This window comes from Clostridium cylindrosporum DSM 605, from assembly GCF_001047375.1.
GTDB lineage: Bacteria > Bacillota > Clostridia > Clostridiales > Caloramatoraceae > Clostridium_AB > Clostridium_AB cylindrosporum.
Genome location: NZ_LFVU01000026.1, coordinates 121340 through 143279, shown reverse-complemented (window position 1 = coordinate 143279; position 21940 = coordinate 121340). Strand labels below are relative to the sequence as shown.

The 21940-nt window shown below is 31.5% G+C and carries 17 protein-coding genes; 12 read left to right on the top strand and 5 right to left on the bottom strand.

Annotated elements, in window-relative coordinates; translation table 11 throughout:
* Nucleotides 1–59 precede the first annotated feature (59 nt).
* The 4 genes from CLCY_RS07615 to CLCY_RS07600 all read left to right on the top strand — a co-directional run bounded on the left by CLCY_RS07615 (nt 60) and on the right by CLCY_RS07600 (nt 2419).
* Nucleotides 60–611: a class I SAM-dependent methyltransferase gene (locus tag CLCY_RS07615; protein ID WP_048570524.1), complete on the top strand. Its 552-nt coding sequence runs from the start codon at nt 60–62 to the stop codon at nt 609–611.
* 158 nt (nt 612–769) lie between these two features.
* Nucleotides 770–1351 (top strand): rubrerythrin, encoded by a 582-nt coding sequence (gene rbr, locus CLCY_RS07610; RefSeq protein ID WP_048570523.1) that lies wholly within the window; start codon nt 770–772, stop codon nt 1349–1351.
* Nucleotides 1352–1466: 115 nt separating this feature from the next.
* Nucleotides 1467–1679 (top strand): hypothetical protein, encoded by a 213-nt coding sequence (locus CLCY_RS07605; protein WP_048570522.1) that lies wholly within the window; start codon nt 1467–1469, stop codon nt 1677–1679.
* Nucleotides 1670–2419, top strand: a complete 750-nt coding sequence (locus CLCY_RS07600; RefSeq protein WP_048570521.1) for a serine/threonine protein kinase — start codon at nt 1670–1672, stop codon at nt 2417–2419. The genes CLCY_RS07605 and CLCY_RS07600 overlap by 10 nt, the downstream gene beginning before the upstream one ends.
* Before the next feature lie 66 nt (nt 2420–2485).
* Here the strand turns inward: CLCY_RS07600 and CLCY_RS07595 are convergent, their stop codons facing one another.
* On the bottom strand, nt 2486–3745 hold the full coding sequence (locus tag CLCY_RS07595) for a UDP-N-acetylglucosamine 1-carboxyvinyltransferase (protein WP_048570520.1): 1260 nt from the start codon (nt 3743–3745) through the stop codon (nt 2486–2488).
* 228 nt (nt 3746–3973) lie between these two features.
* On the opposite strand from CLCY_RS07595, the gene CLCY_RS07590 reads away from it, so the two are divergent.
* The 4 genes from CLCY_RS07590 to CLCY_RS07575 all read left to right on the top strand — a co-directional run bounded on the left by CLCY_RS07590 (nt 3974) and on the right by CLCY_RS07575 (nt 7662).
* On the top strand, nt 3974–4858 hold the full coding sequence (locus CLCY_RS07590) for a selenium metabolism-associated LysR family transcriptional regulator (protein WP_048570672.1): 885 nt from the start codon (nt 3974–3976) through the stop codon (nt 4856–4858).
* 183 nt (nt 4859–5041) lie between these two features.
* Nucleotides 5042–6226 carry a S8 family peptidase gene (locus tag CLCY_RS07585; protein WP_048570519.1) on the top strand — a complete coding sequence of 395 codons (1185 nt, stop codon included), beginning with the start codon at nt 5042–5044 and terminating at the stop codon, nt 6224–6226.
* Between the two features lie 414 nt (nt 6227–6640).
* On the top strand, nt 6641–7174 hold the full coding sequence (locus CLCY_RS07580) for a MaoC family dehydratase (RefSeq protein ID WP_048570518.1): 534 nt from the start codon (nt 6641–6643) through the stop codon (nt 7172–7174).
* Between the two features lie 98 nt (nt 7175–7272).
* A complete protein-coding gene (locus CLCY_RS07575; RefSeq protein ID WP_048570517.1) occupies nt 7273–7662 on the top strand; it encodes a hypothetical protein in 390 nt (129 codons plus the stop codon).
* A 301-nt stretch (nt 7663–7963) separates the two neighbouring features.
* On the opposite strand, the gene CLCY_RS07570 is transcribed toward CLCY_RS07575, so the two are convergent.
* Nucleotides 7964–8884 (bottom strand): peptidoglycan DD-metalloendopeptidase family protein, encoded by a 921-nt coding sequence (locus tag CLCY_RS07570; RefSeq protein ID WP_048570516.1) that lies wholly within the window; start codon nt 8882–8884, stop codon nt 7964–7966.
* A gap of 304 nt (nt 8885–9188) precedes the next feature.
* Between CLCY_RS07570 and CLCY_RS07565 the strand changes: the two genes are divergently transcribed.
* The 3 genes from CLCY_RS07565 to CLCY_RS07555 all read left to right on the top strand — a co-directional run bounded on the left by CLCY_RS07565 (nt 9189) and on the right by CLCY_RS07555 (nt 11435).
* Nucleotides 9189–9377: a hypothetical protein gene (locus CLCY_RS07565; RefSeq protein WP_048570515.1), complete on the top strand. Its 189-nt coding sequence runs from the start codon at nt 9189–9191 to the stop codon at nt 9375–9377.
* 139 nt (nt 9378–9516) lie between these two features.
* Nucleotides 9517–10437 (top strand): DnaD domain protein, encoded by a 921-nt coding sequence (locus CLCY_RS07560; protein WP_048570514.1) that lies wholly within the window; start codon nt 9517–9519, stop codon nt 10435–10437.
* 2 nt (nt 10438–10439) lie between these two features.
* Nucleotides 10440–11435: an ATP-binding protein gene (locus CLCY_RS07555; protein ID WP_048570513.1), complete on the top strand. Its 996-nt coding sequence runs from the start codon at nt 10440–10442 to the stop codon at nt 11433–11435.
* Between the two features lie 45 nt (nt 11436–11480).
* Here the strand turns inward: CLCY_RS07555 and CLCY_RS07550 are convergent, their stop codons facing one another.
* The 3 genes from CLCY_RS07550 to CLCY_RS07540 form a co-directional block, all read right to left on the bottom strand.
* The gene (locus tag CLCY_RS07550; protein WP_048570512.1) at nt 11481–16829 is read right to left on the bottom strand and encodes a SpaA isopeptide-forming pilin-related protein; all 5349 of its coding nucleotides are present in this window, start codon (nt 16827–16829) and stop codon (nt 11481–11483) included.
* Between the two features lie 155 nt (nt 16830–16984).
* On the bottom strand, nt 16985–18106 hold the full coding sequence (locus CLCY_RS07545) for a response regulator (RefSeq protein WP_048570511.1): 1122 nt from the start codon (nt 18104–18106) through the stop codon (nt 16985–16987).
* A gap of 27 nt (nt 18107–18133) precedes the next feature.
* Entirely contained in the window at nt 18134–21178 is a 3045-nt protein-coding gene (locus CLCY_RS07540; RefSeq protein WP_048570510.1) for an ATP-binding protein, read from the bottom strand.
* Between the two features lie 175 nt (nt 21179–21353).
* On the opposite strand from CLCY_RS07540, the gene CLCY_RS07535 reads away from it, so the two are divergent.
* Nucleotides 21354–21935, top strand: a complete 582-nt coding sequence (locus CLCY_RS07535) for a class D sortase (RefSeq protein WP_048570509.1) — start codon at nt 21354–21356, stop codon at nt 21933–21935.
* Nucleotides 21936–21940 lie beyond the last annotated feature (5 nt).

The following is a 21940-nucleotide window of genomic DNA, read 5'->3' as shown; positions in this document are numbered from 1 at the left end:
AAACTCTTCTTAATTGGATATAATTACTCTTAAGAAGAGTTTTTATTTAGGAGGGTTTTATGGAGAGTATCAAAAAATGGGACGACAAATACCGAAATAAAGGGGATAACTTAAAAGAACCTGAGGGTTTTGTTGTGGATAATGTTGATAACTTATTAAAGGGTTCACTTCTTGACCTTGCTTCAGGTGATGGTCGAAACTCTATATTTCTTGCTAAAAAAGGATTTGATGTTACCGCTGCGGACTTTTCTATTGAGGCCCTTAAACGCCTTGAAAGATTCTCCAAAAGTGAAAATGCATCTCTAAAAACAGCACTACTTGATCTATCATTAAAGGAGAACCTACTTTTCCTTGGTAAATTTGATAATATACTAATAAGTAAATATAAAATAGATGATTTTCTAATACCTACAATTGAGGGAATGCTAAATCCAGGTGGAAGGCTTATTTATTGCACCTTTAATATGAATCATCATAGAGAAAATGGATTTAATAAGGAGTACTGCCTTGAGGAAAATGAGTTAAAGAACAAGGTATCACTTTCTCTCCTAAAGTACGAAAGTTTAGAGTCTAAAGACAACTATATAGATGGATATATATTTATAAAGTAGACAAATCCTCCTAGGAACCTTTTCTTAGGAGGACTTTCATATGTATTTAGAGTATAACCAATATTGACAAGTATTTCATATTATGATAATTTGTATTTATAAATAATAATTATCATTTATCTTATACATAAGAAATAAAAAACAAAGGGGTATTATTTATGAAATCACTAAAAGGGACAAAAACAGCTGAGAACCTAATGAAGTCATTTGCAGGAGAGTCACAGGCTAGAAACAGATACACATTCTTCGCCAAGGCAGCAAAAAAAGATGGCTATATAGAGGCTTCAAACCTATTTAATGAAGTAGCAGATCAAGAATCTCAGCATGCTAAGACTTTTTTCCGCTATCTATCAAGAGATCTTAACGGAGAATGTCTTACTATAGAAGCTACATTCCCAGTATCTCTAAATAACTCTACTGTAGAAAATCTTAAATCAGCAGCATATGGAGAAAATGAAGAGTGGACAGACCTTTACCCAGAGTTCGCAAAAGTTGCCCGTGAAGAAGGATTTGAAGATGTTGCAACTTCATTTGAAAACATACTTGTAGCAGAAAGATTCCATGAGGCTAGATTTAATCATATATTAAAGAACCTAGAAGCAAACACATTATTTAAAAAAAGTAGATTTGTAGATTGGAAGTGTAATAACTGTGGCTATGTTCATACAGGAGATTCAGCTCCAGAGGTTTGCCCGGCATGTGACCATCCACAGGGATATTTTCAAGTTTTCACACTTTAATTTACTTTAGTAGAAATAGATAAATCAGTAACTTTTACCTACTGACTAGATGTTGTTCCCTTATTAATCTTTTTAATGTAATATATAGTAAAAGTTAAATATAGGAGGGATGATTATGAGTTTTTTCTCATCTTCAAGCAATAAGCATCATAAGCACAAACATCATGGAAGTAAGCACTATAAGAAAACAGGCTTTTTAGATAAATTATTTAATGCATTCCTATCTAAATCTCATTCTGGTAAGAAAAGACACAATGTATTTACAAGCTTTTCAAGTAGTGATTACCACAGAAAACACCATAGAAAGAAATATAGTTCATGGTCCTAGAGTTTCCCTTTTTTAGGAAACTTCTTAAAAAGGACTCCATTATAAACGGCTATAAAATACTAGACTTTATAGGGGAAGGCCGCTTCGGAAGATGTTATCTCGTAGAAAAGGACTCTAGAAAGTACATCTTAAAGGAACTTAAAAGAAAATATCTTAAGAAAAAACCAAACACTGTTCCCCATGAGAGAGAGATTCTTATGAGTCTTGGTCATCCAAACATACCTAAGTTAGTTGACTTTATCAAAAGTCCAAAAATTTATGGATATATACTTGAGTATATAGAGGGAAAAACCGCTGAGGATATTATTTTTGGTGACAATCAAAAATTTTCCTACAGTGAAATCTATAACATTGGCTTAAAGCTACTATCAATACTTGAGTATGTTCATGGTAAAAACATTGTTCATAGAGATATTAGAATACCTAATGTTATCATAAACGGTGAGGATGTATATCTTATTGACTTTGGTCTAGCTAGATATCAAAGTAATAGATATCACTTTTCAGATGACTTTTCAAGAATAGGTGATTTTCTTCTATATCTATACTATTCAAACTACGAAGTAACCTCTAAAAAAAGTCAGCCTTGGTATAATGAGTTGTCTCTTAATGAGGATGAAATGATATTTCTTAAGAAGCTTATGGGGTTTTTACCAACATACGAAGATATAAGTTCTGTGAAAAACGACTTTATACATATATATAAAAATAAAAGTGGCTATGCCAAGGTTAATCCCTAGCATAGCCCTCTTATTATCTTCATTTTAAGTGTATTTTAAATCCAGCCTATGTAATAAGAAAAAAGTTTACTCTTCTATTCTTCTTATAGATGCACCAAGTGCTGTAAATTTATCTTCTATCTTTTCATATCCTCTATCAACATGAACAAGATTAGTTACCCTAGTTGTCCCCTTAGCTACAAGTCCTGCTATAACCATTGCTGCACCTGCTCTAAGGTCAGTGGCTTCAACCTCTGTTCCTGAAAGAGTTTCTACTCCCTCAAGTATTGCAATTTTGCCTTCAACCTTACCGCTTGCTCCCATTTTCTTAAGCTCATCAATGTGCTTAAATCTACCTTCCCATATACTTTCATTAATCATACTTCTTCCCTCTGATATAGCAAGAAGTGTAGACATTGGTTGTTGTAGGTCTGTTGGGAATCCTGGATATGGAAGTGTCTTAAGGTTTATTCCCTTAGGTCTTTCATTTGTATATACTCTTAGAGAATCTTCGCCTTCCTCAACAGATATACCCATTTCAAGAAGCTTTGCTGTTATTGATTCTAAGTGTTTAGGTATAACGTTTAATAGTGTTACGTCTCCCCTTGTTGCAGCAGCTGCTATCATGAATGTTCCTGCTTCAATTTGGTCTGGTATAACTGAATAATCATTTGCTACCATTTCAGTTACCCCTTTAACCTTAATTACATCTGTTCCTGCACCTTTAATGTTTGCTCCCATTGAATTTAGGAAATTAGCAACATCAACTATATGTGGTTCCTTTGCAGCATTTTCTATTATAGTTGTACCTTCCGCTCTTGTTGCTGCAAGCATAATATTTATAGTAGCCCCTACAGATACTACATCTAGATAAACATTGGCACCTTTTAGCCCATTTTCTGTATAAGCCTTTATTACCCCATGTTCTATACTAACCTTTGCACCCATAGCTTCGAAGCCCTTGATGTGTTGGTCAATAGGTCTAACCCCTATATTACAACCACCTGGAAAAACAACTTCTGCTTTACCGAATTTAGCAAGTAATGCTCCTATTAAGTAATATGAAGCTCTCATTCTCTTAACTTCGTCTCTAAGTGCAAGGTGGGATGTTATTCCTGTTGGATCTATTTTCATGGCCCCGTCAAGTTTCTCAACAGTAGCTCCAAGATTTCTTATTATATGCTCTAAGCAATTTGTATCCTCTATGTCAGGTAAATTATCTATAGTACAAACTCCGTGATCAGCAAGGATAGCAGCAGGTAGTATTGCAACAGCAGCATTTTTAGCTCCACTTATCTTAACCTTACCACTAAGCTTCTTTCCACCTTCTATAAGTAATTTTTCCATTATTGCACCCATCCTTTTCTATTTTAACCTATGTGTTATAGACATAATTTCAGCATTATATAACTATACTTTGTTATTATACCATTGAATGCATATTTTTGTAACGGTTTATTTATACTTTTTAAGTTACATATATTAACAACTTATTATTACTTTATAATAGGAATTTTTAATAAAAGGTATTGAAAAAACTTATAATATAGGTGATAATGAATGTGGGGTGATTACATGGATTTTAAACAAATAGAAGCCTTTGTGAACGTTGCAAAATATAAGAGTTTCTCAAAAGCCGCAGATGCTATATACCTTTCACAACCAACTATAAGTGCCCACATCGCATCACTTGAACAGGAACTGGGTATTACTTTATTTGATAGAAATGGAAAGGATATAAGACTTACACATGGCGGATCACTATTCTTAGAGTACGCTATCAATCTTATCAATATCAGAAATACAGCAATAACTAACCTTGCAGACTATAACAATAAAATAGCAGGTAAACTTACTATAGCCTCAAGTACAGCCCCATGTAGATTTATTCTACCAAAGCTTGTTACTGTATTTAAAAGTTTATATGATGATGTAACATTTGATATCAAGGAACAAAGTACTAAGGATGTTGTTGATATGATTATCGGTGGGGAATCTGAAATAGGTATAGTAGGAGAAATCCTAAAGGATAGTAGACTAAAGTATTTAAAAATATCTGATGATAATCTTGTACTTGTAAGTAATAAAAAGAATCTACCAGAGGAACTTGAACTTGAGGATATATTCAATGAGTGCTTTATACTTAGAGAAAAAGGCTCAGCAACAAGACGTACCTTTGAGGATGCACTAGAAGCACAAGGCTTCCCTCCATCAAAGCTTAAAATATTTGCTGAAGTAAGTTCACTGGAGGCTGTTCTTCAGTTCGTAAAAAATGGAACTGGTGTATCTGTAGTATCTGAACTCGCATGTGAGGACTACATAAAATCTGGACTTATAAGAAAACATATAGTTAAAGGCTTAAATATTTCAAGAGAAATATTCGCTGTTATTCATACAAAAAGAACTTTATCACCAGCTTCAAAGGCATTTTATAAAAACATAACTGGAACAGATAATTAGAAACTTCAAGACGTGTCTTGGAGTTTTCTTTTATTATATTACTTTTTCTCTTAAATTATTCACACTATTTAAGGTAAATGAAAAATTTTTCACTTTTATCATACTCTGAATTATGTTCATTAAGTAACATAATTCTTCTCTCAGCATATAATGTATATTGCATCAATTATATAGGTGGTATCTATGTGGCCCTTTAATCGAAAGAAGAAATTAGACCCTTATCTTAAGTCATTATCTAAGCTTACAACCAGGACTAAATTGCCTGTTCTTATATCATATAAAGGTGATACAAAAACTGTCAAAAATAAAATTAAATACACAGGGGCAGGTATTACACATGAATATGTCTTAACTCAAACACTTGCTGCAAGCATTCCACTAAGCTCAATAGAAAAAATTTCATCTATGCCAGAGGTTAGATCACTTTATTATGACCATAAAGCGTCTCTATGTATTCATAGAGCAACAAAGTCACTTTCTATAGATTTAAGCAAAGGCTTCAATCTAACAGGGAGAGATGTAACCATTGGAATCGTTGATAGTGGTATCTTTCCCCATAAAGGCCTAACCTTAAAACCAAATACTATAAAGTATTTTAAAGATATAATAAATGGAGATTCAAAGCCCTATGACGATAATGGTCATGGAACATATTTAAGTGGAATTATAGCATCTAACTTCGACTATGCACTTGGAATAGCCCCTGACTGTTCACTTTCAGTTGCAAAGGCATTTGATAAAACAGGCTATGGAAGCCTTTCAAATATCCTAAAAGCTGTAGAAGATATTTATGCATCAACCCCAGAGGTTAAAATATTCCTACTTCCATTTGAAATAAAGGATATGCCAGACCTTAGGGCTAATCCTTTAAGAGAAACTATAGAACTGCTTCATAGCAAAAACATAGTTTTTATAGCTCCATCGGGTAATAGTGGACCTAATCCATACAGTATACACGAGCCAGCATCATATAAGGAAGTAATAACTGTAGGTGGATGTACTATAAAGGATGATAACTTTAGAATAACTGATTATTCATCAAGGGGACCCCTTAAGGTAGATTACCTAAAACCAGACGTACTTTCACTATCTGAAGGAATAATATCATTAAGGTCAGATATATTCTACACTCCAGGTGGTAAACTTATAGATAAGGAAACTATCGGCACAACATCGCTTAGTGGAACATCTGTATCATCTGCCATCATAGCTGGAGTCTGTGCCCTACTAATAGAAAAGTACGGTGACCTAACCCCTAAGGATATAAGATCAATCCTCTATTTAGGTAGTAAAAGTATCGGTGAAAATAGAAATACCCAAGGTAGAGGAATAGTAATGTTTAGTAATTTAATAAAAGATAAAAAGTAGGCTATAGATAAAAGTTTTCTCCTAAGGCAATGGGGATATAGGTAATTTAGACAACGAGACCTTGAATAGAGCTTCTAAGCTTATATATTTATGCTAAGCCAAATGCGACGCAAACTCGCTAACGCTCAAACATGCTTTCTTATTAAGCTTAGCATAAATACATAAGCAAGAAACTCTAATTCTCGGCTCTACTGTCTACATTACCTATATCCCCATTGCTTATGAAAATTTGATCTATAGATTGATTGGTTGAAGAACTTCTTTGTGATTAGGGAGTTAGTAGAGAAATCCTTTCATATGGGTAAATGTTAAGTATTGGAACTTATATTAATATTCTTGTATAATTTAATAAGGATAATCCCAACTATAATTAATTGTGATTGTCTTTATTAAATTGATATAAGGAGAATAATAATGTTAGATTTATTTAGAGCCTTTGCAACTCAAGAAGATTTCTTCTATGAAGGTGCATTTATAGGTAAGGTAAAATATCAAAGATTTCAAGAAAATACAGATAAGAAAACATATAAAGTTGAAATTGTGAAAAGTAATAGACGACTTTGTGTTGTTAGTTGTAGTGGATATATTAATAATGAACCCTCTGAGACCTTAACAGTTTATTTAATGATGAATGCAGTTGTTAAGGAACCTGTTGAAACAAAAACTGTAGAGGCCACAGGATCTTTATGGAGAAACTTTTCTAAGGAAGAGATTGCAGAGTTTAGTCATGTAACAGGTGATACAAACTCTATTCACCTAACAGACAACCCTGTTGTTCAAGGGCTATTTATATTAAAAGAACTTTGTGACACAACTAAGAGTAATGAAATAGAAGTAAAATATGTCCACCCTGTTTACGGATGCAATCAAGTGTACATAAAACAAGAAGGAAATATTATTAAAGGGTACAGCAATGATGCCCTATGCTTTGAAGCAACTTTACTATAAAGCATAAATGAAGGGAAGTCTAATCCGACTTCCCTTCTGCAGAAAAGATAATAAAAAAAAATACTTTTATTAAAAGAATTTTAATATACGAGGTAAAAATGAAGGGGAAAACAAAAATATTATTAACTACTATACCTATATGGCTTATGTCTATTGGTATTTATACTTACTTTTCAAAGTATGTAGAAATCAATCTGTTAAATGACATTTATTTTAGTACCGTTCTACCTATACTATCAGTTACTATGGCTTTAAATATAATAATGCTTGATTCCGATTATGGTAGCAATATTAATCATTTTATATTACTTACACTCCTAGTACTTTATCTTGTACAGCGTATGGAACTTCAAGAATTTAACCATGAAGTATATAAAAATGTATTTTATTTATTTAAAACATTTATTTTCCCATTAACCGGTATATTATTTCTATCTAAAATAATTTACTTAAAAGTAAAAAAGCCAAGTAATAGTTCGATGCACTAAAAATACTACTACTCAGCTTTTCTTCTAAATTAATAAAACAAAGCTTAACTAAAGTCTTCAAAAATTTTTAAAAGTATGATTTTATGCCAATAGTGTCCTATTTAGTTGAAGTATAGAGTGTGAGGCTAGAGATTCTTAACTCAATATATTACCTTAGACTTAGTCAAGTCCATATGTTTGAGCGCAGCGAGTTTATGGACTTCCTTAGTCTAAGGTAAATATATTGGGTTTAGAAGCTCTGCTAAGTATCTCGTGACTTCAACTAAATAGGACACTATTGCAACACAGCATCTTTAAACAACTACTTCTTTAAATAACTCATCGGATCTATTTGTTTTCCGTTAACTTTAACTTCAAAGTGAAGATGAGGCCCTGTTGATCTTCCTGTGTTTCCAAGCTCTGAGATTATCTCTCCCTTATCTACCTTATCTCCTTGTTTTGCGATAAGCTTACTATTATGTGCATAAAGGGTTTCATAGCCATTTATATGTTTAATAATTACGCACTTTCCATATGTACCTCTGTCACCAGAAAAGACAACTTCTCCTCCCTCTGCGGCTTTAATAGGGGTTCCTACTGGACCTGCTATGTCCACTCCTTTGTGCATTCTGTTCCATCTTTCACCATAGAAAGATGAGTATCTTCCCTTAGCTGGTACCATTAAAATAGGTACTTTGCTTTCTATTCCTTGTAGAATAACCTCGTTAACTACTTTTTTCACGGTTTTAGTACTTACTACTTCAGATTCTGTAAGTTCATCACCTTTATATGTAAGTTCTTTATTAATCTCCTTTAGCCCGTCTTGTCCCTTAGTTATTATCTTCTTCTCTCCTTTTTTAAGAGCCGCTGTCTTAATAACCTCTACCTTATGATTTATGGTGGTACTAGTTTTTACACTTCTAGTGATTGTGGTAAGAAGAGCTGTCTCAAGATATGTCTCTGCTCTCTCTTTTCTAGCCTCCATTGAATCAGGAACTTTATAATTAACTACAGGCTTTGTTCCTGTTTCAACAGCCCCTTCCTTCTCCTCTCCTAAAGCAGAAATCTCCTCCTTTAGGACATTAATATTAGTCTTAACAGTGTCTGGTAGCACCTTCATAAAAGTTTCATTTGGCATCTTAACTATAACTATCATAGCTGCTATAGTTATAAGTAAAAATGCTGTAGCTATAACCTTTGGGGCTATACTACTTCCTCTTCTAGATGCTTTACCTCTTCTCATAGAACACACTACCTTTCGTAAAAATTGATTTTTAGTCACAAAAGTAGTGTTCCCATATAATAGATGATTATTATAAATTTTTATAGTTTTAATTAAATTATACTTTTAAGATTTTTAAGACAAACCGAAAGCTTTGTCACTGATTATGCAACTTTAAATGATTAGTTACTAAATTATTGGGGAATATAATTATGTCTACTAAATATGTCTCCTTTAAATTGTTTGAAAATTTTATACTTTATTTATATAAGGTTATACATTAGAATAAAGATATACTATATTAATATATTTAGGGGGTTTTATTATGACTAGAAGAGACGCTATGATACTTGGAATTATAACAATTATTGGCTCTGCCTTTATGTTCAGCTACTTATCAGGCTTCAATCCGACCTTCATTTTATGGTCTGTAGGAGTATCCGTTCTTACAATTGGACTATTTTTATTTGCAGCTTATAAAAGAGGTATCTTCTCAAACCCTAACAAAAAATAAGGTTATATTGCCCTATGTAGGTATAGGCTTAATTTATAGAATTATATAAGGTTTATTCGATGTTGAGTGTAGCTTTTCGTTTTGTTATAATGTAGGCAGTCTTTAATTTTAGAACTTGATATAATTAGGATGTGATTACATGTCAAACATAAAAATAAGCTTAAAGTCACCAGGGTTTACCCCTGTAGACAATACTTTCATAGATAACTACCTAAAAGATATACGTGGAGATTTTCTAAAGGTATATCTTTTTTGTTTAAGACAAGGTTTTGCGGAAAGACAGGTTAATATATCTCATATAGCAAACACCCTTGCAATGCTTGAAACCGATGTTTATAGAGCATTTGAAGAGCTTAACAGGCTTGGTGTTTTAACTCTTGAGAATACAGGTCATATAGAAATAAATTCTCTTACAGAGAAAAGGGATGATGAGCTTTTATTTGATAACCGTCTTCGTGATATGTTAACCGAACTTGAGCAAACACTTGGAAGACCTCTTTCATTTAGAGATGTGGATATATTTAAATCTATACTATCTGATTACTCTCTTTGTCCAGAGGTTATAATGATACTTGTTCAGTATTGTATATCTAAAAACAAACCAGATGTTAGATATATCGAAAAGGTTGCTATGAGTTGGCACGAGGCAGGTGTCAAAACTCCTGATGATGCTATGAATCTTATAGCGGACTATGATAAAAAATGGAGCAAATACAGAGATATACTTGGCTTTCTTGGAAAAACAGGTGCAGACATTACTAAGCCTCAGGAAGAATTATTTAATAAATGGTTATTCGTATATAAATTCTCCACGGATATTATATATAAAGCCTGTGAGATTTGTATACTAAAAACTAACGGAACAAATCTTAAATATATAGATACCATTCTTACTGATTGGCACAAAAAAGGTGTTAAAACACCTGAAGATATAGATGTTCATAAGAAGAAAGGTTACTCACCTAAAGTGCAACCTGCATCATTTGAGCCTATTAAGAAGGATGAGTATAGCTATGATATGTCTAAAATAAGAAAACAGCTATTAGGATTAGGTGATTAACTATGAAATCTAATATTACAGAAATACTTGAGGAATACGAGTCACTACGCTTAAGAAATGAAAACCTCCAAAGACAAAGAATTGAAGAGGTTTATACTCGTCTTCCAGTTATAAGGGATATAGACAGTAAAATAAGTTCAATTGGATTTGAAATAGCATCAAGCATTTTTAAGCTTTCTAAGGAAGGAATTGATGCTGAGGAGTTTATATCAAATAAACGTAAAGAAATAGAATCATTAAAGCAGGAAAAAGCTGTTATACTTACGGAAAACGGCTTTGCTCATGATTACATGGATATAAATTATAAATGTAGTAAGTGTAAGGATACAGGATACGTTGATGCTAAAAAATGCAACTGCTTTAAGCAAAAGCTTATAAACCTTTACTACAAACAATCAAATCTTACAAATGTTCTTCAAAGAGAGAATTTTACTACCTTTAAAATGGACTACTATAGTACTGTTAAAAGTGAAACCTATGGGGTTTCTCCAAGGGACAACATTATGGAAATCAGCGCTCGTTGTGTAGATTTTTGTGAGACATTTGATAACAATAATACCAACCTCCTCTTTACCGGTAGTACAGGCCTTGGGAAAACATTCCTTTGTAACTGTATAGCAATGGAGGTTCTAAAAAAGGGAAAGTCTGTTGTATATAATACATCATCTACATTAATAGATAATATAAGAAACATTAAGTACAGTGATACTGATAAATCAAAACTTGATTATACACTTAATTGTGACTTACTTATCATAGATGACCTTGGAACAGAGAACATAACCCAATCTTCTCAATCGGAGATCTTTAATATAATTAATGAAAGAATTCTAAGACGTAAAAAAACCATAATATCAACGAACCTATCACTTGATGAACTTCAAGTAAAGTATCATCAAAGAATAGTTTCGAGAATCTTTGGGAACTTTGACATTTTTGAATTCTTCGGTCAGGATATAAGAATTATAATTAATTCACATAAAGTAAAAAAAAGATAACATAATGAAAAAGAACCTAGATTTATAATCTAGGTTCTTTTTACTTTATTGTCTATAGAAAATATATCTTGTAATTAGCATAATAGCTCCTATGATAACTGACACTACTCCTGCCACTAATAAAACAACTGTGTCTAAGGCAAATCCTGTTTGTGGTATTTTACCCTTGATTTTTTCAGCATTGCTATCTGTATTTTCATCCCCTGGTTTTATTTGTCCATTATCTTCTTTATCAGCATCAGTACTATCTTTACCTTCATCCTCTGGCTTTATTTCTCCATTATCTTCTTTGTCCCCATTAGTATTATCGCTATCCTCATCCCCTGGTTTCACCTCATCTTTATCTTCTTCCTCAGCATTCTTATCAACTTTGTTCTCTACAGTAAAGACCTGAGTTTCAGATGTTTTTATAGAAACATTTATAGGATTCTTGTTAATAGCATAACCCTTAGGTGATTTTGTTTCTTTAATTACATACTCTCCATAAACTAGGTTTTCAAATATTATTATTCCATTGGAACCTGATATCTTAGACTTAATACTTTGTCCATTACTATCAAATAAAGTAAATTCTGCACCTTTTAAAGGCTTTAAATTTTCATCTACCTTATTTATTTGAACATCCCCTTTGATTTTAGTATTAATAATTGTTCCAATATCATAAATTCTATTGACACTATCTAGCTTTGATATAAAACTTATATTATTTATCTTATACCCATCAAGTGCCCTGGTTTCCTTAACTGTATACTTACCGTACCTTAATCCCTTAAACTCTAGTAATCCATTAATATCTGTTAGGCCTGTTTTTATTATCTTTTGGTTTTCATCTAATAGCGCAAACTCTACTCCCTTAAGTGGAGTATTATCTTCACCAATCTTTTTAAGCTTTATTATCCCATCATCATTATCTCCAGAATTATTGCTACTTCCACTACCGTTATTATTCGAAGTAATTTTATTGTTAACAAACTTACTAAGTACTACTGTTTCTTTATCTACCTTGATGCTTACAGGTATAACCTCACTTGAAAGATTATATCCTGATGGAGCTTTTGTTTCTTTAATTCTATATTCCCCATACTCTATGTTTTTAAAGTGTACTCGTCCATTATCATCACTAATTGCTGTAGCAACTGAAGTTGAATATGTACTATCATTTTTTGCATAAAGAGTAAACTCTGCTCCTTTAAGTCCATTTAAGTCTGAACCTTCACCTATCTTTACAAACTCGATACTCCCCTTTATCTTAGTGTTTATAATTGTTCCAATATCAAGGGTTTTTTGGGTTTCACTTAGATTAGCGTTAAAACTTTCAGTACATATTTTGTATCCAACAAGTGGTTTAGTTTCCTTTACAGTATATTTACCATATTCTAATTCTTTAAATTCCAGTAATCCATTAGCATCTGTTGTTAATGTTCTAACTACTTGTCCATTTTCATCTATTAAAGAGAACTCTACTCCTTCTAATGGAGTTCCTTCTTCATTAAGCTTTTTAAGTTTTATTATTCCATCATCATCAAGAATTTCAGTATCATTATTAGTGGAATCAATTTTATCGTTTACAAACTCTCCTAGCTCAATTATTTTTCCATTTTCCTTAATACTTACAGGTATAATCTTATCTGAAATTTCATACCCTGTTGGTGCCTTTGTTTCTTTTATATTGTAGTCTCCATATTCAATATTCTCAAATTTTACATAACCATTTGCATCTGCTACGCTATTTTTTATAGCCTTTTCATTAATATCAAATAAAGTGAATTCTGCACCTTCAAGTGGATTTGAGCTTTCATCTACCTTATTGATTTGAATATTACCTTTGATTTTGGTATTTGTTACTGTTCCTATATCATGGATTTTACTACTTCCACTTAGCTCTACATTAAATACTTCACTAGAAGTATTATATCCAACAAGTGGCTTAGTTTCCTTTACAGTATATTTACCATATTCTAAGTCTTTAAATTCTAGTAATCCATTAGCATCTGTTAAACTATTTTTTACTATGTTACCTTTTTCATCTATTAAGGAGAACTCTACTCCTTCTAATGGAGTTCCTTCTTCATTAATCTTTTTAAGTTTTATTATTCCGTCCTTCGGAATCTTATTGTTTACAAACTCTCCTAGCTCAATTGTTTTTCCATTTTCCTTAATACTTACAGGTATAATCTTATCTGAAATTTCATATCCTGTTGGTGCCTTTGTTTCTTTTATATTGTATTCTCCATATTCGATATTCTCAAATTTTACATAACCATTTGCATCTGCTACGCTATTTTTTATAGCCTTTTCATTAATATCAAATAAAGTGAATTCTGCACCTTCAAGTGGATTTGAGCTTTCATCTACCTTATTGATTTGAATATTACCTTTAATCTTGGTATTTGTTACTGTTCCTATATCATGGATTTTACTGCTTCCACTTAGTTCTACATTAAATACTTCACTAGAAGTATTGTATCCAACAAGTGACTTAGTTTCCTTTACAGTATATTTACCATATTCTAAGTCTTTAAATTCTAGTAATCCATTAGCATCTGTTAAACCAGTTTTTACTATATTACCTTTTTCATCTATTAAGGAGAACTCTACTCCTTCTAATGGAGTTCCTTCTTCATTAATCTTTTTAAGTTTTATCTCTCCATCAATACTAGGTAACGGAATACCTTCTTTATTTACAAAAGTGCCAAGTTTTATTGTTTCTCCATTTACATCTATACTTACAAACCTAACTTCAGTTGAAAGAAAATATCCTATAGGAGCATTGGTTTCTTTAACAATATATTCCCCAGATTCAATATTCTCAAATCTTACAAGCCCATTTACATCACTAATCTTAGTATCTATAGGATTACTAAATGATGTGTCACTTTTCTTGTAGATCTTAAACTCTGCACCTTCAAGAACATTTCCACTTGGATCTACTTTGATTATTTCTATATTACCTCTTATTTTTGCCTTCCCGTTTTCAACTACATATTCTATATCTTTCCCAGTTGATTCGCTTTGTGGCTTATATTCATAAAGCATATCGCTTTTTTCATATCCTTCTGGTGGAGTAACTTCTCTGATATAGTGAGCTAATCTATACTTAACCTTATCAAAAATTACTACTCCATCATCCCCTGTAGGCATGGACATCTTTATAGGGTTTTTATACTGATCTAGCAGCTCGAATACTGCTCCTTTTAGCTTCTTTGAGTTATCCTCGGAGTCCACTTTTATAATCTTTATTTTAGCAGTTGTTCCAGTTGCCCATCCTCCTCCATCAGAGTATGAAACACCAACCTTATTAACTGTTGAACTCTCATCTACACCTTTACCTTTAAATGAAGCAGTATTACTGTACTCTCCAGGTTTCGTAACACTTGTTCTAAAGTTTAACTCATATGTACTATCAATTTTTTCTCCTGAAAACTTAAACTGAAATACTCCTGTTTTTATATCATAAATAATGCTCCCTTCAGATATAGGTATATTTTCCTTTGTAATATTCCCACTACTATCTTTAACTAACTTATTAAGTGTTACAGTATCTGTTTGAAGTTCAAGTCCATCTTGTAGCTTATCTTCTATAGTTGGGCTATCAACTGGTATAGCATTACTATTAATATTTATAGTCCAGTCAATATAATCATTCCCCTGCGTATAATTTGCAGACTTTTTAATTAAATTACTATCAAACATATATGAGCTTGGATATTCAGTATACAAACCATTAATCTCTATACCAGCTAAATTCTTAAATGTTACTGTGGCGTTAGTATAATAATATTTTTCTTGTACCTTTGTTTTAAATACGATTGTATATACTTCACGAATTGATTCTTGAAATTGATAGGTTAATTCATTTTTATCAGAATTATATTCAAAACCATCGTACTTTTTATCGGTACTACCATTTTTACTTATATATGCTGAACCTTGTATATAATCTAGTCCTACAGGTATTTTATCTATAACTTTAGGATTATTTAACTCTGCACTTTTACTATTAACTTTTATAAACCATGTTATCTCTTTTTTGTCTTCATCATAAACTCCATACTTTGAGATAACACTGGCTACAACTTGAACCACATTAGATGAAACTGTAACTTCAGGTATATTGTCACCATTTAATTTTGCAGTATTTACAAAATTATAAATTTTATTTGTATAATAGTAACTAGGGTCTACATAGGTGGAAAAGGTAATTACTTGTTTATCTGTAATAGTACCTTCAAAATTATAGATAATTTTATTATCTATATAGGTATATTTCCCTTCTTGTATAGACACACCATTTAATTTTACACTTTCCTTATCTAAGGCTAATCCCTTTGGGATTGTGTCAGTAACAATCGCATTTTGAATTGATTGGTTATTTTCATTTACAATTATCTGCCAGTCAATTTTTTTATTTATCTCATCATACTTTCCTAACTTTTTAATAGATGTGACAACTTCTCCTACTTGAATATTAACCCTTGCTTCATTTGAAGCTATTAGATTATCTCCATTCATCACTGTCGCCTTATTTATATGCTGTGCCATATTTAGGTCTGGTTTAGTTTTAAATGAAATGGTATAGGTATTCTTAGTATTTTCAGTAAACTTATATTTTAAAGTCCCTGTTTTTACTCCATCTGAAGATTTCTCATATGAAAATCCTGAAATATCTGCCCCGTTATCAATTCTTGCTGATCCCTCTACATATTCTTGTCCCTTTGGAATATTATCTGCAAATACATCATTTGCATAAATCATAGATTTTTTAGGATTCACTATAATCTTCCATTCTATTTCTTTTGAACTAGAAATATATTCTCCAGACTTTAGAACAGTAATTGGATCATATTCAGGCTCATTAAAATTTATAATTATTTTAATTGGATCTGAATCTCCTTGAATATCAAAATATATTTCTACTGGGTTCTTCTCTGGTATACTGCTTTCATCAAAACCACATTCAACATAAAAACCTCCAGCTATACCTAAATGGTTCTCTACGTAATCTGTAAATGTTATTTTTATTTCCCCATCGGTACCAACATATAGGTCAGCTACTTTATCACTCCCATTATAAATGCCCTTGGATATTGTAGATACGATTTTAATCTCCTTCGGTAAGGACATTTTATAATAATCTCCACTACTAATCTCAACATCATCTGGGAGTTCAAAGCCATATTCTATACGAACTTTTGAATTTATGTCTACACCATTAACACTGGATAGGTCATTTCCATTCCCATCTTTTAATTTTACTCCAGTTATAAACTGAAACTTACTGGTAATATCATTACTCAGTGCTTTTACTTCAGTAATAGGAAAATTCATTCCTATTACCTGTAGGATAAATATGCTAGCTATTATTAGAGATACTAGCCTTTTTTGTTTAATCATACTCTCACTCCTTTCTTTTAGTCTTTTGTCAATTTTTCTCGGCTAATTAGATGATAATAAACCTCTCTAACAAATAACTATCATATAACTTACAATATTCTTACTAAAGATTAATGGGTTGATGCAAATTAAGTTTGCATCAACCCCTTGTTTAACTATAGCTTCCCCAGCATTTCTCTATAAAGTTTTCTAGTAGATTCCTTAATAGGTATATCTAGCTCTTTTTCAAATATCTCAACCATTTTAGTATAGTGAGAAATTAATCCAATCCTATCTCCAATAAGGAAGTGAACCCTTATTATTAGCTCATGTGCATCCTCATCAAATGGATTTACTTCAATTAACTTTCTTAGATATTCATAGGCTTCATTGTAATTTTCCATATCAATATAGTAATTGGCTATATTCTTAACTCCATAGCTATAATATCTATTTATCTTCTCATTTAATTCTACAGCCCATACATAATCCTTACTACCAAATAGAGACCCATTATATAGATCTATTATTTTCTTATAATTTTCAATGCCTTCACCATTAACTCTTGGGTTTTTCTTCATAAAGCTTAGGAACTCCCATAAGTCACAACTAAACCCTGTAAAATCCATTTTGTATTTTCCACCTTGATTAATTACCTTATTTTCTATTGCAGCATTTTTTAAAACCCTTTTCAGTCTATATATAGTGCTATGTAGATTACTTTCTGCTTTCTTCGGTGGAGAGTCCTCCCACAGAACCTCACATAGCTGCCATTTATCTACTCCCTCTCCACCCTTATATATAAAATATGCAAAGGCTTCTTGCACCTTAGATGTATACCACTTTTCTATTTCACATCCATCTTTTCCATATACCTTAAAATGTCCGAGACAGTATATTTTGTTGCTTTCAGCTAATACCTCATTTGAAGTATTTAAGCCTCTATTTTTAAGTAGTCTAGATACAGTTGTATCTATGTCCTCCTCATTAATTGGTTTTAAAATATAATTTACTGCATTAACTTTAAATGCATCAATTGCATAGTTTTCATATGCGGTTATAAAAACTATTTGAATATCTTGATTTAACTTCTCTACCTTCTCTGCAAACTCTATACCATTCATATAAGGCATTTCAATATCAACAAAAATAACATCTGGCATAAGTCTTTGTATTTCTACTAGGGCCTCTTTAGAACTAGTAAATTCACCTACTATTTCTAAATTCTTATTTTTGCTAATCATTATTTTCATAAGGTCTAATATAGGTTTTTCATCATCAATAATTATGGTCCTCATTCAAACTTCCTCCCGAAAAGATCCTAACTACAAATATCTAAAAATTATAGTTATTGTAGTGCCTTTTCCCTCAATACTGTGAATAATCATATCAGCTTCATTAAGCCTTCTGGCCCTTTTTCTTATGTTCGAAAGTCCTACTCCAGAGTTATTATAGTCCATGCTATTAAGCTCCTTAAGTTTCTCCTTAGTCATACCAACCCCATCATCTTTAACCTGAATAAAAACTCTTCCTTCTATTCTTCTAACAGATACGGATACTGTTCCTCCATCTTCCTTTTCATAAAGCCCATGGTTTATTGCATTTTCTACTAGAGGCTGTATGTATAAAGAAGGAATCTTTTCATCCATCATATCCGGTTGAATATCATATTCTATTTTTATTTTTTCTCCTAACCGTGCTTTTTTAATCTCCACATATGCATCTACTGCTTCAAGTTCCTTTCTCAGTATTGTATACATAGCTTTATTGTCCATATCAAATGTAAATCTTAAATACTTGCTAAAATGGGTAAGTAACTTAGCTGCCCTCTCTCCATCGGTATAGCAAAAGGATATAATAGCGGTTAATGAATTATATAAAAAGTGAGGTTTTATCTGAGCCTGTAAAAAAGCCAATTCATTTTTAACTGCCTCTTCCATGGATTTTTTCAAGTTAATTAATGTCTTTACTCTCGCAATCATTTCCTTTTCTTCAAATGGTTTTGTTATAAAGTCATTTGCACCTGCTCTTAAAGCTAAGTTTAAATCATAATTTGTGTTTTTAAGTGTAGATATTAGTATTGGCATCTCTATTAATGTGTATACTTTTCTCATTTCCTTACATATGTCTATTCCTGATGCTCCTGGGATAATTAAATCTAAAATTACTAAGTCAATATTGTTTTCTGCAACTTTTCTCATAGCATCATCCTTAGAGGAAGCAATTAAAACATTGTAATCTTCATTTCTTAAAATGCTAAGGGCCACCATAATATTTTCCATCTCATCCTCTACTATTAAAATAGTATTTCTCTCTCCAGCTATGTTTTCTTTTTCTAAGATGCCTGTTAATGGTTTAATATTATAATTATCTATTTCACTTATTTTAGACTCTAAATTACTCTTTTTATCTGTATATGGTAGGGAAAATATAAATCTACTTCCTACATTTACTTCTGTCCAATCTAAATACAGTTCTCCCTCCATAAGTTCTACTAGCTGTCTACTAATATAGAGTCCAAAACTTCTTTCCTCTGAACCTTCATACTCATATGGCCTAAATACCTTTTCTATCTTTTCTAATGAAATACCAAACCCTGTATCTTCAACTGATATAGATACCCTACTGCCTTGTTTTTTAATGTTTATTTCAATTTTCCCCTTATCCATATTTTCTACAGCATTATTAATAAGGTTGAAAAGTACTTGACCTATTTTGTTTTTATCCCCCTTAACCATTACAGATTCTCTTATATTGTTTGTTATTTCTATATCTTTTTTTTGGGTTATGTATTTAAATCCTTCTACAACTATGTTTGCACAAACCATAATATCAACAAATGATATACTAAGCTTAAGTTGATTATTTCTTAGAAGAGTTACATCCAAAGTATTATTAACAATTCCAGATAACCTAAGTGCCATACTTCTTAGCATTATTATTTTGTTGAAATCTGAGTTATCTAATAGTTCCCTATTCTCTCTTATAATTGTTTCTGAAATTTTAACTATCCCATATAAAGGTGCCTTAAGTTCATAGGATGTTTTTGTGATAAATTCATCCTTTATTATGTCCATCTGCATAAGCCTGTCTGCCATGCTTTCCATATTTCTATATGCTAAAAAATATCTATTGGATAAAATATAAGCCATATATATCATAAAAAAGCCTAATGCACTAGATCCTATAAGCCTACTATAGACCAAGTTAAATGAATAAAGTTGATTATTTATTGCATTGATTATTATAGAAATCATACAGTGAACAAATAGTGTACTTTCCTTTCTATCTAAGGCTTCTTTTTTGTTTTTAAATATATCAGTTGCTAATCGTGTAGTTAGTATAATTAAAAAACAAATCATAGGTATGTAAATAACTGAGTCTATATAAACACTTATAGAGTAACTTGTAATTAAAACTACAGTTATATAAGAAATTCCAATAATCTTAACAGCCTTTAACTCATTTTTTCTTATAATATTTTTATTTATCTGATTTACAATCCCAATTAGCGATAATATACGTAGCATATAAGCAAGCTGTTTCAGTTTAATGAAGGCATAAAAAGGTATTCTAGGAAGTAGCTCTACTAGTATCATTTGGCCTGAGACGAACAAAGCTATCATAATCGTAATAATATTAATTCCCCAGTAGAGATAACTCTTATCCTTCTTACTCATAGAATATATACTTAAATAGTAAATACTAAAGAAAAATGCACATATAGTTACAGCCATTTCTAATGAAATCTTAGTGGTTGTAACTAAGGAAATATGTTCTTGTAATCCTAAATGCAACTTGTATAAATATCCTTGAAAGGGATAATCAAAATTGGCTACCTGCAAGATTATTTGAAGTTTGTTTCCATCTATAGCAAAATAGGTACTATATGGAGCAGTATTAGGCTTGTAACCTTTATCCTTAAATGCAGGGTTTCCACTTTGTCCTTCTAATTTGCTATTTATAAATACCCTATTACTCATTTTTATGTTTTCTACTTTTAACCCCAAAATATCCTTAGTGTTTTTAAGGGTAATATTTAACCTGTAGGTTCTTACTCCCTTAGGACTTAGATTAAAACCTTCTTCATTATGAATAGGTGATAAGGTTAGCTTTACGTACCCTGTTGGTAGTGGCTTTAAGTTCCCTATTCCTTTAAAGTCCTTAGGTGTTAACAGTCTACCTTCGTATACTTCCCACTCACCATCAAGTCTTATTATTCCGTCTCTTCCAAAATCCCAATTAGTAAGATCCATTTTACCTTTTTTTGCTTCTATACCTTTATGTGAGTATACTGATTCGTAGTTTAATATAACTAATAAAACAAATACCATTCCTAAAACTATAAATAATCTTAATAGACTCTTCATTGAATATTACATTCTCCTACTTTACTTTAAAATATATAGTCATTCTCTCACAAAGATGTGACAATTATCTTACAGTATTATTTTGTAAAAAGTAGCAATTATATTCCATATTGACATATATCCTTCAAGTGATTAGAATTATTAGAACTATACCCTAAATCAGGAGGATAAACTATTGAAAAGATTGAAATTGTTTAGTTTGATACTTATTAGTATAGGTATTATTATGATTTCATATGCTATCTTAGCTAAGTTATGGTCATTAAATAAACAAAATCACTTAACCAAATACTATGAGAAACAAATAGAAAATCACCAAAAACATCCTAACAAAACATCTTCAGGTGTTGATAAATATAAATCCGGCACAATAGGGATATTGATAATAAATAAAATAGATCTAAAAGTAACAATTGGTGAGGGAACCGACTCATCCACTTTAAAGTATGCTATAGGACATTTTAAAGACACAGCAATGCCAGGAGAAAAGGGTAATTTTTGTGTTGCTGGTCATAGAAACTATACCTATGGTGAATACTTTAATAGACTAGACGAGCTTGAAGTCGGGGATGAAATAATAGTAAAAACAACAAATGGAACATATAAGTACATTGTTTATAATAAAAAGATAGTTCTTCCTGAACAGGTGGAGGTGTTAAATTCTACAAAGAATGCAACAATGACTCTTATAACCTGTACCCCTGTAAGAGTAGCTACTCATAGACTCATAATAAATGCTAAGCTAAGCCCTAATTAATATAT

What these genes read in the sequence shown, in the direction of transcription:
- CLCY_RS07615 (WP_048570524.1), top strand. Translation starts at nt 60, where the DNA reads ATGGAGAGTATCAAAAAATGGGACGACAAATACCGAAATAAAGGGGAT.
- rbr (WP_048570523.1), top strand. Translation starts at nt 770, where the DNA reads ATGAAATCACTAAAAGGGACAAAAACAGCTGAGAACCTAATGAAGTCA.
- CLCY_RS07605 (WP_048570522.1), top strand. Translation starts at nt 1,467, where the DNA reads ATGAGTTTTTTCTCATCTTCAAGCAATAAGCATCATAAGCACAAACAT.
- CLCY_RS07600 (WP_048570521.1), top strand. Translation starts at nt 1,670, where the DNA reads ATGGTCCTAGAGTTTCCCTTTTTTAGGAAACTTCTTAAAAAGGACTCC.
- CLCY_RS07595 (WP_048570520.1), bottom strand. Translation starts at nt 3,745, where the DNA reads ATGGAAAAATTACTTATAGAAGGTGGAAAGAAGCTTAGTGGTAAGGTT.
- CLCY_RS07590 (WP_048570672.1), top strand. Translation starts at nt 3,974, where the DNA reads ATGGATTTTAAACAAATAGAAGCCTTTGTGAACGTTGCAAAATATAAG.
- CLCY_RS07585 (WP_048570519.1), top strand. Translation starts at nt 5,042, where the DNA reads ATGTGGCCCTTTAATCGAAAGAAGAAATTAGACCCTTATCTTAAGTCA.
- CLCY_RS07580 (WP_048570518.1), top strand. Translation starts at nt 6,641, where the DNA reads ATGTTAGATTTATTTAGAGCCTTTGCAACTCAAGAAGATTTCTTCTAT.
- CLCY_RS07575 (WP_048570517.1), top strand. Translation starts at nt 7,273, where the DNA reads ATGAAGGGGAAAACAAAAATATTATTAACTACTATACCTATATGGCTT.
- CLCY_RS07570 (WP_048570516.1), bottom strand. Translation starts at nt 8,884, where the DNA reads ATGAGAAGAGGTAAAGCATCTAGAAGAGGAAGTAGTATAGCCCCAAAG.
- CLCY_RS07565 (WP_048570515.1), top strand. Translation starts at nt 9,189, where the DNA reads ATGACTAGAAGAGACGCTATGATACTTGGAATTATAACAATTATTGGC.
- CLCY_RS07560 (WP_048570514.1), top strand. Translation starts at nt 9,517, where the DNA reads ATGTCAAACATAAAAATAAGCTTAAAGTCACCAGGGTTTACCCCTGTA.
- CLCY_RS07555 (WP_048570513.1), top strand. Translation starts at nt 10,440, where the DNA reads ATGAAATCTAATATTACAGAAATACTTGAGGAATACGAGTCACTACGC.
- CLCY_RS07550 (WP_048570512.1), bottom strand. Translation starts at nt 16,829, where the DNA reads ATGATTAAACAAAAAAGGCTAGTATCTCTAATAATAGCTAGCATATTT.
- CLCY_RS07545 (WP_048570511.1), bottom strand. Translation starts at nt 18,106, where the DNA reads ATGAGGACCATAATTATTGATGATGAAAAACCTATATTAGACCTTATG.
- CLCY_RS07540 (WP_048570510.1), bottom strand. Translation starts at nt 21,178, where the DNA reads ATGAAGAGTCTATTAAGATTATTTATAGTTTTAGGAATGGTATTTGTT.